Source organism: Mucilaginibacter angelicae, assembly GCF_042434235.1.
In the GTDB taxonomy this organism is placed as follows: domain Bacteria; phylum Bacteroidota; class Bacteroidia; order Sphingobacteriales; family Sphingobacteriaceae; genus Mucilaginibacter; species Mucilaginibacter angelicae.
The window spans coordinates 352,467-366,387 of the sequence record NZ_JBHLTS010000021.1; the positions used below are offsets into that span (position 1 = coordinate 352,467).

Consider the following 13,921-nt stretch of genomic DNA (forward strand, 5'->3'; position numbering starts at 1 on the left):
ATTATGAGGCGATTTTTTTATTCCTGTTTTTTTAAAAATACATCAGTCAACATTAAATACCCATTTAGAATTGTCACTATGCATATCAAACTTTGCAAGTGTAGGAGTGCTGTCTCCTGAAGATACCAGGGCCAGTGGCTCTTTTGAATTAGGAATAGCCTTAGGCATGATCCTATAAGTGCCATCAGTTAATTGATCTATTCGCCATAATTGCTCAGGTGCGCCGGTGAATGCCGGAACTGTTATCACTTCAGCTTCTGCCGTTGATGCTAATACCCTGTCGGTTCCGGCTATTACTATTTTGTAATAGGGGCTCCCGAGATATCCTCCCGCGTCGGGAACGGCTGTAATTGTCCATTTTTGATGAGGCCGGGCCATGTAGTCTCCTATTCTTACACCGATGTTTCCGGCTGGCCAGGTGTTAGCTACATCTGTTAGTTCCTGCGGTGGAACAGGTTTTACAGGTTCATCATTATTCCTGTTAAATCGCATCCCGCCCGGCATTCGTACAAAATCAACTGCTAATTCAAGGGCGTACCCTCTTCTTTCTGAGGTGATCTGGTATGTTCCTTCTTTGAAGATATCGCCTGCGACCGGCCAGCCGTTTTTCCAGAGCAATGGACGGATGCCTAATACGCTGCGTGCGCTCTGGTCTAAATCAGCCTCATAATGGCATGACATTTTTTGAACGCCATCGCCAAGTACAATACGCCCGAAATGTCCTGGACCTATTAATTTTTTGCTGGTCGCAAGCACCATTTTACCGCCGCCTTTTAACATATCCCGTTCCACGTTATCGAGGTAGGGGCCGGTTATCTTTTTGGAGCGGCCAACCACAATATTATAGGTCGAATTTGGGCCGTCGCAGCATGTGCCATGTGTGCCGAGCAGGTAATACCATCCGTCCTGGTACATCAGATCAGTAGCTTCGCAATCAATGGCAATGTTGATTGGTTTATTGCCTTTTACACGTTTGCCCGTTTTAGGGTCAAGCTCAACAAGCCTTATAAAGCCAAAATAGGTGCCGTATGATAACCATAACCGGTTGGAAATTGGATCCAAAAGTAGCCCGGGATCTATCGCATCGTTATCTTCTGTGCCATCAGAAGATGTCACGACCACCGCTTCTGAATACTTAAAATCGGGCGATGCAGGGTCAAGCGTTTTATTCCACATCGTAAGGATCCTTCCGTTGTGCCCGCCACCTAAGCCACCACCTGTTGCGCCGTAAGCTATCAGATAGTGATCACCAATTTTTACTATATCCGGTGCTGCTCCTCCGCCGGGCCGTACTGCGCCGCCGTTCCATGTCCAGCCATCTTCAGAGATTAACCCGCCGCCAAATGTGCCAAATGTGTAGTACTTGCCATCACATACCGCGATGGTTGATGGGTCATGTATGAATGGTTTCCCCACCTGTGCGATGACCGTGCTTGCCGCGCAGATTGAGAACACAGCTACGGCGTACGATATTTTAATAATTAATTTCATAATCAGATGATCAACTAAATTTATTTGTAACTAATGGTGACATCTTTTATAGGCATTCCTTTTTCATCCAGGAAGCGGATGCAGAAATCACTCATCCCGGGGCCATTGATCACTGCACCACGGATAACGTTTTTTCCTTTATTAAGTGTAAGGCGGGGTGATACGCAATCATCCATTACCATGCGCCTGTCTCCGGATAGCAGCACCGCTTCCTTTCCGTTTAACCACCACATTGATGCTGAATTTGATCCTACAGCCATTCTCACATTTTTTATTTCACGTGGGCTGTTGATAATGGTTATCGCCCAAAACAGAACGCCATAGGTCGGCTTTTTTAACCCGGAGGCAAACCGGAAAAGTTTAACATTGAAATTGCTGCTCTCCAACGCATGCCAGGTTAGTTCCTGCCCGTCAACCTTTACTTTTTCGCCGTTTTTGGGGATAACCGTAAGCTGGTTGGGAAAATAACCGGTTGTAAATGCTGCCCGCAGGTAGCTGTCGGTAAATACGGCGTTGCTACGGTTAGGTTTATTAATTGGCTCCAGGAGTAACCAGCGTTGAATAAATCCCTCGACATCCGGTGTCTTTTTCAATACTGTAGCCGGTGTAAAGTAGGGGGCAAGGCTTCCCGTAGTGTCGCTTTGGGCGATGCCGTTCATTTCTTCTTCACTTGACGGGGCCGAACGACTGAGCATTGCTGATCCTAATAAGATTGCAAGGCTAACACCCGGAAACAACACTTTGCGTTTTATGTTCATGTGATTCTTACTATGGTTTATAGAGGTTTCAGCTCAAAAATAGATATGCCGGTAGGGGCTAAATACCACTATTTGTTAAAACAAAACAGCTTTTGACGATTAGTCTATACATTATCGGTTTCAGGGCATAAAAATTAATTATACCGGGATTGAACCTCAACCTGCAATCTATTTGTGTTTCGTTAATTTGATCACGTTGACAGAGTAAGGCTCAAATGTGTGCTTGAATGACCGGCCAAGTCCCGTTATGGTTGATGTAACCGGAACGATTTTCGTTGGCTCGTCAATTGTATTGGTATCTTCCGGCTTGTCACCTTTTAGTACAACCAGCGTACCGCTTGCAGATATATCTCCGCCTTTTAGGCTGATTGCGATTTCCCTGGGAGTATCATCAGTATTCACCACTTTCAGATATACGTTTTTAGCATCCTGGGTACAAACAAAAAATAATGCAGGACGCTCGGCTTTTGGACGTCGCGCGTTGGCTGGCCAACGGCTGCTGCCGGCGGTGTCTTTGACTGCCGGTTTGCGTAAGGGCGCATTTTCCACTGTAATAGGCACCACTTTGTTGCCAAGATAATTGCCGAACATCTTTTGTACGTAATAGGATGGTGAGCCATAACTTTTAAGGGCTGTATAGCCAATCAGGTCTGAGTCCCATTGCCATGCTTTTGGCTGGCCATTACTGGCCGTATTTACATTCACAAATAAAGGAGCATAGCAGGAACGCTCAACCAGGTCGCTGTTACGTTCCATACCGGTCATCCAGGCGGCATCTCCGAGGGCTGCGTTCAGGTTAGTTGTAGGCGCGCCCTCACGGGTAGCCCATTCGCCCACAAATATTTTAGGGCTGGTTGCGCGGTTATAGCTATCGTACTTCGCTGCATCTTCCTCCATTTCCCAGGCCGATTGGTAATAATGCTCGTCTACCATTTCGGGCTTAACGCTGGTTACCTTATCGGGCTTGTAATTTTCAATGGTTGAGATACAGCGTAACTGAGGATATTTGGCTTTAATAGCTACCTGAAATTGTTTGAACCGCCCATCATAGGTATGCGACCGGTCGAACCAATCCTCGTTTCCAATCTCTATATCTGTCAGTTTAAAGGGGGCAGGGTGACCGTCGGCAGCCCGTTTTGCCCCCCAGTAAGTTTTTGTGTCGCCAATACAATACTCAATTTCATCCAGCGCATCCTTAACATATGGCTCCAGTAAGGGGCCTGCATCTATATGATCACCACGTAACGAGTAGCCGGCAAAAACTGCTAAAAGCGGTTCCATTTTTAAATCTTCACACCATTCTAAAAATTCCAGCAAGCCCATACCGTCGCTTGCGCGGTAACCCCAGCTGCCTGTATGGCCGGGACGCTGTTCCAGCGGGCCTAAGGTTGTTTTCCATGGGTAGGCATCCCCAAGATATGGCCCCTCTAAAAAGTTGCCGCCCGGAAACCGAAGAAAGGTCGGTTTCATATCCGCCATCATCTGCATTAAATCAATGCGGTTGCCATTCGGCCTGTTTTTATAGGTTGGAGGGAAGAGGGAAACGAGGTTAAAGTAGTAAGTACCTGTCCGGTTGGATGAAATAACAAAACGCGCATCTGCAGTAGGTTTAACATCGACATTGGTTGTGATGGTTAATTCATGCTTTTTCCAGAATGTACTTTTCTCAAGGTTAATAGTACCTTTTGCATAGGTTGTTTTTCCATCGGTACTTTCCAAACTAACGTTGATAACACCGGGACCATCTTCTGTAACAGCGGTTGCAGGCGGCGTTGCGTCGGGCCGGTTACCCCTCGGGAAAGTGATTGTGCCGGTTTTAATATAAAATGAGCAGCGATAAGTTGTTGACGGTGTAACCGGAATACCCCAAAAGCCATTGTTGGCGATGCCCGCGCGGTTATCATTAGCCTGGCTAACCGTAAGTTTAAGGCAGGTGGTAAGCGCCGTATTGATTGCATTTCGCCCCTGATCAAAAGGGACATTGGCAGGGTCGGCGCCAATTAGTTGAATAGATGCTTTAGCATCGCCGTCCTGAACAACGCTCCAGCCATCGGGTTGGCTTGCGTTATCCTTAAAAACCCTGTTGCGGATCAGTTCAGCGTATAATCCCCCGTCATAAGAGTGATTGATCTCCTCTGTCATTAATCCGTATAGTTTCGGACTTACATTCACCCCTTTGGTAAGATCCAGATTGAGCCGGGTTTGCGCTTGCAAATTGCTGAATGCACTTACGCATAACGCGGATAATAATAGTAACTTTTTTGTCATTGTTGGTATTCCTTAATTATTCTGAAATGATGATCAGGCTGATGCATAGCTATTTTATAGTGCATTACTGATGTGGAAAAAATCAAAATCAACATAACCGCCGGTTAGCCTGGTTGCATAATTAAACAGACCGAAGCGATATCCCATAAAATGGGGGAGCGTATAAACCATTTGCAGCGGTGTACCAATAGGTTCCCATTTGTGCCCGTCGAGACTGTAGAAAAAGTTTGCTTTATCTGTTCGGTTAGTAAAATCGCAGCTTGCTTTAAGGTAAACAGTTGTTTGCTTTAAAGGTATGCTGGCTGCTTCTGTGGCCACCCCGGATTGCGCGTTGTACATGACGAGCCATTTTGAGCCATGATCTGATTTAACGCCTACGAAACCATACTTTTGTTGTAACAAAACCAGGCCGGCAAAGTCGCCGTCCTTCATGCTGGAAACATCAATTAAAGTTGTTCCTGAACATTCCGGGCCAATGGTGCGTTGCGTTAACGTATTGCGAGCCGATAGTAATGTGCTATCCAATCGCCCGGTGGTTAGCCTCAGGTAACCGGGACGTTTTTTTAACGACCACAGCTGATCATCCGGATTGTGGTTCCATTGCCATACCAAAGACAGCAAGGGTTCCCCATTTTTTCTGCTGAATTCATCAGATGCTACAATACCAGGGATCAAGCCCTTACTTGCAGGTAAATCGAGTGTGTCGGGCGCTTTGTGATCAACACCCAATACAGGCCATCCGTCAGTCCATGTAACGGGTACCAGGTAAGGCACCCTGCCAACTGCGCCAAAATCTCGAAATAAATAGGCATACCAATCACCTTTAGGGGTATTGATCATTCCGCCCTGGGCTACACCTTTATCCTGCAGCCCTACCTGTCCCTCATAAGGGCCGGTAAGCTTGTCTGCCCGGTGTATTAAAACGGTACGCATTCCTCCTTTGGGCCAGCTGATATTGAAAAGGTAATATTTCCCGTTGATTTTAAATAGTTGCGATCCTTCAGCAGGCAAACCAATGTTGGGGCCGGCGACAGCACTTGCATTTTCAATGAGAATTTGCGGTTTTTTGTCCGGTCGGATACCTGAAAGATCGTCATTCAGTTCGGCCAGCATGATCCTGCCACCTCCGTAAACCATGTAAGCTTTGCCGTCATCGTCAAAAAAAAGAGAATGGTCATGCAATGCCGGTTTAAAGGATACTGCTTTCCATGGGCCTTTTTCAATGTTTTTTGTGCTGTAGATATAAGTTTTATTGGTAGTGCCTGAAAAGGTGGATACGTAAAAGGTACCATTATGATAACGCAAACTACTTGCCCATGATCCCCGGCCATAGGCATTTGCGCCGTTTGTGAGGTTAAGGGCATCGCCGTCGTCAAGCGTATTATACGCGTAACTTACAATCCGCCAGTTTACCAGATCTTTCGATTTCATGATGGGCAGCCCGGGACTAAGATGCATAGTGGTACTGCTTGCGTAATAAGTGTCACCAACCCTGATCATCGATACATCCGGAACATCCGCATAGATAATAGGATTTTTGGCAGTCTGCGCGTTTAACTGGATCGTTGCTGCCAACCATACCAGGTATGTAAGGACAAATTTCCGCAACACGACGTTTTTATTGTAAAAGAGTTCCATTTATAAGATGCGTTAAAAGTTAACCACCGCCCAATATGCCTTTTTGCGCTGAAGCTTTTCATCAAATAACAGGGGATAGGCTTTGATAACTTTGCGGCTTGTGCCCTGGGTTGCAGCTGCGCCACCTGCAATGCCCCCGCCACGGTAATCAAGCCAGCTGTGAAGGTCTGATACGTTCCAAAAAGTAACCCCGGTTATTACTTTTTTGTATTTTCTGAAGATCTCAAAGATGGTCTTATACCTCTCGGCTTGCTGAGCGGCCATGGTTTCAGTATAAGCAGAATCCGGCGCCGCTTGCTCGCTTGCTTTACCTGTCGGAGCGGTACGTACGGTAATATCCAATTCGGTGATTTGCAGTTTTAATCCAAGTGCCGCATATTTATCCATAGCTTCGGTTATTTGCTGAATAGTTGGGTCATTTAATTTCCAGTGGCCCTGCAAACCTACACCGGTTATGGGCACGCCGGCATCTTTCAGGCCTTTGAGCAATTTGCAGATCTTATCCCGTTTGGATGGAACTTCGCTGTTGTAATCGTTGTAGAAAAGCTCAGCATCAGGGTCGGCTTCATGAGCATATTCAAATGCTTTGGCAATGAAATCCTCGCCGCAGATCTGGTACCATAGCGAGTTACGCAGGTAGGTATCCGATTTATCATCAATGGCTTCGTTAACTACATCCCAGGCATAGATCTTACCCTTAAAATGAGTGACTACCGCGGTAATATGATCCTTAAGCCGTTTCAGTAAAACTTCTTTACTTACCTGTTTGCCAGTGCTGTCTTTGAACATCCATGCCGGTGCCTGCGCATGCCAAAGCAAATTGTGGCCCCTGATTTTCATGTGGTGTTCTTGCGCGAATGCTACAATAGCATCGGCGTTTTTCCAATTATATTCATTTTCGCGCGGATGAATGGGCCCCATTTTCATATCGTTTTCCGGCGTAACGCTGTTAAACTCTTTTGCAATCAATTCTGCTTCAGGCCCGCTGAGTGCAGCCATGTTAACAGCTACGCCAATGGGGAAATATTTTCGATAGTAATCCTTCAATCCCTTATCGCCCTTATATGATGACGTCGCGGCCTGATCTTCATCATTGTTATGATGTAACGTCCGCCGGTTAGTGAAGGATACCAGCGCGACAAAGGCCGTTAGTAACAGCGGAAATTTCAATGATGTAAGCGCTTTAAGTTTCATGGTAGAGCAGTTAGTTTGCAGATGTAATTTAAATTTATTTAAAACTTATCCAGTCGATATTAACGCCGGTGCCGCTTTTTAATATGATCACCAGATCGGCGGTTTTCGGTGGGAGAGAGGCGAGACTACTTTGTATAAGTTGCCAGTCGCTTCCTTTGGTAATGTTTGCCGAAGCCAGCAATCGTCCGTTTACACTGCCAAGCCGCACCTCTATATTTGCCCGGCTTGCTGCATTTGCCATGATCTGTAATTCTTTAAGCTTTTTACCACTGAAGTCTACACGGTTATAACGGATCCAACTGCCAGTATTGGTAAAGGTAGTCTTCCATCCGTCAAATCTTTTTGCGGTATCAAGAAAGGTGATCTTCACGGTACTGTCTTTATCACTGTACCTGTCTATTTGTATTTTTTCTGATGCTTTGGTGATACCCACACCACGCAAGGTTGGAATCACTTTTTTGATCGTTCCATCGGTATTAAAAAACAGGCTGTCGCATCTTATCGACCTGTTTTTATCAAAATTAGGCGACAGGTCGTCGTTGTGATAAAACAGGTACCATTGGTTTTTAAATTGAATAATAGATTGATGATTGGTCCAGCAGCCGGAAGCCGACTCATCCATCAGCACACCTGCAAATTTGAAAGGCCCCATTGGGTTATTGCTGATAGCATATTCCAGTCTTTCAATTTTATCGGCCACATGGGGATAGGTCAAATAATAAACGCCCTTACGTTCAAACAGGTAGGGGCCTTCCTTCAGCCCCTTAGCGGGCATCTCCGTTAAAGTTACCGGTTCTGACGCAAGTTCCAGCATGTTTTCTTTAAGCTTTGCCGCATACAGGTTACCCTGTGCCCAATATAGATAGGCCTGGCCGTCCTTATCAATAAATACATTAGGATCGATGCCATGCACACCCTTTATAGGCTCCTGCTGTGGGGTAAAGGGGCCGTAAGGTTTATCGGCTGTGGCTACACCTATGGTAAAACCATGACCATTTTCGCTGCCTTTTGCGATGGTGGGGAAGTACATATAATATTTGCCGTTGCGAAAAATGCAATCAGGTGCCCACATGCTGTACGATGTTGGCTCGGCCCAGGGTACTGTAGTTTGGCTGATGATCATGCCGTGATCAGTCCAATCGGTGAGGTTAGCTGATGAAAAAACGTGGTAATCCTCCATGCAGAACCAGCCGGGGCGACCGTGCCCCGGCGTTGCCTTAATATCATGCGATGGATAAACGTACACCCTGTCGCCAAAAACACGGGCCGAGGGATCTGCTGTAAACTGATCCCTGATTAATGGATTCTGCGCCACTGATTTCCCGGCGAAACCCATCACCGAGCCAAATAATAGTAGCCAATACTTAATGTTTTTCATGAACTGAATGTCTTGATTGGATTTGTTGCTCGTCAATTTATTTAAACAGGATAGGGGCGAACTTGTAAAGGTCATTTCGCCAAACTGGCCAGGTATGGCCGCCCGGGTACTCGTAATAAGTATGTCTTATCTTCATCTCATCCAGCTTGCCCAGCATGATCTGGCAATTTTTATAAGCAATATCTTCCTTACCACCCATCGCAATCCAGAATGCTTTCAGGTTGGTGTTGATTTTTGCGGTATTTTTCTTCATAAAGTCGTATTGTGTATCGGCGATGCTGTTTTGTACTGGTACAATCCATCCTGAGCTGAATACACCGAGGTAACTGAACGTATCGGTATTGTAAATGCCGGTATATAAAGTATTAAGTCCACCCATGGATAGCCCGGCCAGCGCACGGCCCTGCGCGGTGCGTTCAACCCGGTAGTTTTTCTCTATAAAAGGGATAATGCACTGTTTTATTTCGTCAGCAAAAGTTTTGAGGCCTGCTTCACCAAAACCGCCGCCGAAATTGGCATCTGGCATAACCACTAACATGGGCTTCGCTTGTTTGGCCGCGATCAGGTTATCCATGATCATATCGGTTTTGCCCTGGGTTGTCCAACCGGTTTCATCCTCGCCGCCACCATGTAATATGTATAGCGTGGGGTATTTGGTCTGCCCACTCGCGTCATAACCCGGCGGGGTGTAAATGAATAACCTTCGCCATGATTTGGTGACGGTTGAAAAATAGGTTTTGATGCGGATATCCCCATGCGGAACGTTTTTTACTGCATAATAGCCGCCGCCGTCAAATGGGATTTCAATGCCGCTGGCCATGCGTCCCATGCCATAAAAGGTTTGACTGGCAGGATCGGTTGTGGCGACACCATCTATAATCAACGAATAATAATGAAAACCTTCGCCAATTGAATCGGTTGTAGCTGTCCAATAACCGGCAGTGTCTTTTACCATATCATATTTTTTGCCCAGATCAACCTGCACCTTTTGTGCATCCGGTGCCTTAAAGCGGAAAGCCACCCGACGGTCGGGGAGGATAAAAGGATATTTAGAACCCCTGATATTGGTAGATGCAGGGCCGCCGAGGATCATCGTATTAAATTTATCGATATCAACAGGTTTGAACAGAAACTGCGAGAATAGGTAAAGATCATTTTTCCAAACCTTAAAGTCGTGTACCCCTGGTTCGACGCTGAAGATATGCGGTACATTTTTTTGCTCCAAGTAATCGTGGGTACGTTTGCTGAATGACATTAACCCGTCGTGATCACCACATGAAATCCAGAGCAGCTTAAGTTTATTTTTCGCGGCCTCGGGGTCGGGTACCAGTTCTTCGGGTTTTTTGGTGTTAGGTGCTGATGAAAAACCGCCAACCCAGGCAAATTTATCCAGGTTCCCCAGTCCAAAATTGAGCGATTGTCCGCCACCCATCGATAAGCCGGCCAGTGCCCGGTGTTCGCGATCTGTATAAACAGGGTATTTTTTCTGGATGAAGGGGATCAGGTCATTTAGCAAATCGTGCTCAAAAGTTGCAAATGCGGCAACTTTATCCGGTGCCATGATATTGCCGGTGGCACGGTCGTCTTTCATAGCGCGGCCGTTGGGTAATACCACAATCATTGGCTCCAGTCTTTTATCGGCATACAGGTTATCCAGGATCACCTGGGGCGAGCCCTGGTTAAGCCATTCAAATTCGTCCCCGCCAATGCCATGCAGCAGGTACAGAACGGGGTACGTTTTTTTTGCAGTATATCCCGGTGGCAGGTAAACTACAGCGCGACGCTTTGAGTCAACTGTCTTGGAGTTATAGGTAACGGTATCCAGTTTTCCGTGCGATATTCCTGTACGGTAGGTATCGAAACCCGCCGGCGAGTGCTTAAGCGCAGGCTGCGACATGGCCAGCATTGCAGGTAAAACGCCGATGACGGTAAGGTAGGTTATCTTCTTCATAATTTTTGTTGCCTGTTAACCCGGGGAGATAGCCTCCTTTTGAATTAACAGAATGCGAAAACGGGTTAAATTGTGTTAGTTTTTGCTCGTTTGAGGAATACCCGAAAGTAGGCGAACAACTTTTGCCGCGGTTAACACAAATTATGATAATGATAGAACGAATGTTTAAGTGCTAAAAAATAATTAACAACCCCGGTTGGCGAAAATCGATGGTCGAAAGGTAAATGTAACAGCTACTTGCTTTTAATTGATGGTTTTTGTGTTAAGTAATTGATTATGAGTTGTTTTTGATGGTGTGAGGATTTCCGAAAAGCGGTTTGCCTGCATTGATTGTAACAATCATATAGCTTTTTTACCATAAAGGTGTGTGAATACATTCGTGGTATCAAAATATTGGATTGTGGTAGCGAACCATAGTCTGTCGGGATACTTTCGTCATCTGTAATAGGTGTCCACATCATAAACTTCTATAATCAATCTTATAAACCATGCAATTAAAAATTTACTCACCAAAGCCGGTTATGGTGATGATGGCATTAATCTTTTGTCTGTCATCTATTCCTGTCACGGCTCAAAAACTAAAATTAAACAAACTGGGCTATTTCGAAACGCCCGGCGTAAACGTACTGGTATTCAGTAATCAGTACAACGGAATTTTTCAGGACGAGAAAACAGCGGGTGTTGAGCTGATACACCACGGCGTTCGTACTATTACCGGCGGTGCAGTACGCCTGCAAAACACACCCGAGCAGTGGGACCTGGTGCCAACACTGGTCAACCGCACGGTAGATAGCGTTAATCATCGCATCGACGTAACCATGCGTTATGAAGGCTATGATTTTAACTCAAAGATCAGCGTAACACCCAAAGGCAACGGTGTTGAGCTGAATTTGTACCTTGATAAGCCGGTTCCGGAAAAATTGGCGGGCAAGGCAGGGTTTAATCTTGAGATCATACCATCGGCCTATTTTGAAAAAACATTTTTGATTGATGGAAAACCAGGCGAATTCCCGCTGTATCCGGCGGGTTCGACAAGAATGCTTCCATCAAGCCAAAAGATTCCGCAGTTTGCCGGTCATACCACATTCGATGATCGCGGCCGCAACGAATTTATTGATCCGGCACCGCTTGCCACCGGTAAAACGCTGGTAATGGCACCCGAAGATCCCGAGCGCACTATTAAAATCCAATCGTTTGATGCCAATCTGATGTTGTTTGATGGCCGGAGCCTTGCTCAAAACGGATGGTTTATTGTCCGCGGATTATTGCCCGCCGGTAAAACAGGCAAGGTATTAACCTGGTATATCGAGCCAAATGCTGTACCCGGCTGGAAGCGTGCGCCGGTAATTGAGTTTTCACAGGTAGGCTATCGGCCGGAACAGCAAAAAACTGCCGTAATAGAGTTGGATAAAAATGATTCGCCGTTAAAAACCGCAACCCTTTTTGAAGTAACGCCCGATGGAAAATATGTTGAACGGCTTAAGTCAGATGTCCAGCATTGGGGGCAGTTTACCCGTTACAATTACCTGAAGTTTGATTTCAGCAGTGTTAAAAAAGCAGGTATATACGTTATAGCTTATGGCGATCAAAAAACCAATGCTTTCCCGATAAATGCAAATGTTTATGAAAATATAGGGCATCCCACAATGGATGTTTGGTTTCCGGTTCAGATGGACCACATGATGGTGAACGAGGCCTACCGTGTATGGCACGGTGCACCTTTCCTTGATGATGCCTTGCAGGCTCCCCCAAACCATCAGCACTTTGATACTTACCAGATGGGGCCAACTACAGACACCAAATATAAACCGCTTGAACGGATTCCCGGGCTTAACGTTGGCGGTTGGTTTGATGCTGGCGACTTTGATATCGAAACGCCGTCGCACTGCAGCGTTGTGCTGAGTTTTGTTGAAGCCTGGGAGAATTTTAAGATCGACCGGGACGAAACTTACGTAGATTACGCCACACGGTACGTTGATATCCATCGCCCTGACGGTAAGCCTGATCTTTTACAGCAAATTGAACACGGCACACTTAACCTGGTGGCGCAGGTTGTAAACATCGGCCATCCGGCGCGTGGAATCATCGTGCCCAATTTGCACCAGTACCATCACCTCGGCGATGCCGTTAACGAAACAGATAATCTGCCTTATAATGCCTCGCTGAAGCCCTACCAAACCGACGGAAAATCGAGTGGTACCATGGATGACCGATGGGCATTTACCACAAGAAATATAGCGCTGGATTACCAGACCGCCGCCGCACTTGCCGCTGCCAGCCGGGCGCTTAAAGGGTATAATGATACGCTGGCTGTGAAAAGCATGCAATGTGCCCTGAGACTTTGGCATGAAGATGATAGCCTGAAAATGCATATGGACTCGGCTGCCCTGGCACGCAACAGGTTCGCTGCCGGTAACGAGATGCTTGCCGCTCTCCAATTGTATATCACAACCAAAGATCAGCAGTATGCAGATCATTTTAAAAAACTGATTATGCCGATGCTTGATCGTTTTCCAGGCTTTGTTATGATAAGCGCGCTGCATGCTTACCCTTATATGGACAAGGACTACCAGGATAAAATAGCGGGCTACATGCAAAAATACAAAGCCACATGCGATGAGTATGATAAACAGAACCCTTATGGCGTGCCCGTTACTCCGGGCGGCTGGGGTGGCAGCGGCCAGGTTATTAATTTCGCCATTACCAACTATTTCGCCAATAAATATTTTCCTAATATCATTGGTCCTGAATATGTTTACAAAGGGTTGAATTATATCTTCGGATGCCATCCTTATTCCAACCTTTCGTTTGTATCGGCAGTGGGTGTGCGTTCAAAAAAAGTAACCTATGGTAATAACCGGGCCGATTTCAGGTTTATTGCCGGTGGTGTGGTACCTGGTATCCTCCTGCTTAAACCCGATTTTCCGGAGAACAAGGAAGACTGGCCGTTTTTCTGGGGCGAGAATGAAGTAACAATAGCCGGTTGTGCGCAGTATATCGTTTTATCGGGAGCCGCTAACCAGTTGGGGTTACATAATTAACCTTAAGTGAGCAGGTTATGAAATCTAAACAATCGGTTTACCTAATTTCATAAACTACGTTGGTTAAAAAGCTATACGCTAAGAGGCCGTTTAAAAAAGGATAAATAAAAATCAAGATAACACCAAACCGTCATTGCGAGGTACGAAGCAATCCCAAGCTATACAGGGCAGACCTGCTAATCGGGGATTGCTTCGTACCTCG

At 46.1% G+C, this 13,921-nt stretch carries 8 protein-coding genes; 1 reads left to right on the plus strand and 7 read right to left on the minus strand.

All coding sequences use genetic code 11. The features are described from left to right. Positions 1-42: 42 nt before the first annotated feature. The 7 genes from ACFFGT_RS11140 to ACFFGT_RS11170 all read right to left on the minus strand — a co-directional run bounded on the left by ACFFGT_RS11140 (position 43) and on the right by ACFFGT_RS11170 (position 10,678). Positions 43-1,491 (minus strand): family 43 glycosylhydrolase, encoded by a 1,449-nt coding sequence (locus ACFFGT_RS11140; protein ID WP_377022604.1) that lies wholly within the window; start codon positions 1,489-1,491, stop codon positions 43-45. A gap of 20 nt (positions 1,492-1,511) precedes the next feature. Continuing rightward, positions 1,512-2,249, minus strand: a complete 738-nt coding sequence (locus ACFFGT_RS11145; RefSeq protein ID WP_377022605.1) for a hypothetical protein — start codon at positions 2,247-2,249, stop codon at positions 1,512-1,514. 168 nt (positions 2,250-2,417) lie between these two features. Continuing rightward, the gene (locus ACFFGT_RS11150; protein ID WP_377022606.1) at positions 2,418-4,517 is read right to left on the minus strand and encodes an alpha-L-arabinofuranosidase family protein; all 2,100 of its coding nucleotides are present in this window, start codon (positions 4,515-4,517) and stop codon (positions 2,418-2,420) included. Positions 4,518-4,571: 54 nt separating this feature from the next. Continuing rightward, a complete protein-coding gene (locus tag ACFFGT_RS11155) occupies positions 4,572-6,155 on the minus strand; it encodes a glycoside hydrolase family 43 protein (protein ID WP_377022607.1) in 1,584 nt (527 codons plus the stop codon). 12 nt (positions 6,156-6,167) lie between these two features. Next, a complete protein-coding gene (locus ACFFGT_RS11160) occupies positions 6,168-7,349 on the minus strand; it encodes an endo-1,4-beta-xylanase (RefSeq protein ID WP_377022608.1) in 1,182 nt (393 codons plus the stop codon). A 34-nt stretch (positions 7,350-7,383) separates the two neighbouring features. Next, on the minus strand, positions 7,384-8,727 hold the full coding sequence (locus tag ACFFGT_RS11165) for a family 43 glycosylhydrolase (RefSeq protein ID WP_377022609.1): 1,344 nt from the start codon (positions 8,725-8,727) through the stop codon (positions 7,384-7,386). 37 nt (positions 8,728-8,764) lie between these two features. Continuing rightward, positions 8,765-10,678 (minus strand): alpha/beta hydrolase, encoded by a 1,914-nt coding sequence (locus ACFFGT_RS11170; protein ID WP_377022610.1) that lies wholly within the window; start codon positions 10,676-10,678, stop codon positions 8,765-8,767. Positions 10,679-11,166: 488 nt separating this feature from the next. On the opposite strand from ACFFGT_RS11170, the gene ACFFGT_RS11175 reads away from it, so the two are divergent. Then, positions 11,167-13,719, plus strand: a complete 2,553-nt coding sequence (locus ACFFGT_RS11175; RefSeq protein WP_377022611.1) for a glycoside hydrolase family 9 protein — start codon at positions 11,167-11,169, stop codon at positions 13,717-13,719. Positions 13,720-13,921: the final 202 nt, after the last annotated feature.

What these genes read in the sequence shown, in the direction of transcription:
- ACFFGT_RS11140 (WP_377022604.1), bottom strand. Translation starts at nt 1,491, where the DNA reads ATGAAATTAATTATTAAAATATCGTACGCCGTAGCTGTGTTCTCAATC.
- ACFFGT_RS11165 (WP_377022609.1), bottom strand. Translation starts at nt 8,727, where the DNA reads ATGAAAAACATTAAGTATTGGCTACTATTATTTGGCTCGGTGATGGGT.
- ACFFGT_RS11160 (WP_377022608.1), bottom strand. Translation starts at nt 7,349, where the DNA reads ATGAAACTTAAAGCGCTTACATCATTGAAATTTCCGCTGTTACTAACG.
- ACFFGT_RS11170 (WP_377022610.1), bottom strand. Translation starts at nt 10,678, where the DNA reads ATGAAGAAGATAACCTACCTTACCGTCATCGGCGTTTTACCTGCAATG.
- ACFFGT_RS11155 (WP_377022607.1), bottom strand. Translation starts at nt 6,155, where the DNA reads ATGGAACTCTTTTACAATAAAAACGTCGTGTTGCGGAAATTTGTCCTT.
- ACFFGT_RS11145 (WP_377022605.1), bottom strand. Translation starts at nt 2,249, where the DNA reads ATGAACATAAAACGCAAAGTGTTGTTTCCGGGTGTTAGCCTTGCAATC.
- ACFFGT_RS11175 (WP_377022611.1), top strand. Translation starts at nt 11,167, where the DNA reads ATGCAATTAAAAATTTACTCACCAAAGCCGGTTATGGTGATGATGGCA.
- ACFFGT_RS11150 (WP_377022606.1), bottom strand. Translation starts at nt 4,517, where the DNA reads ATGACAAAAAAGTTACTATTATTATCCGCGTTATGCGTAAGTGCATTC.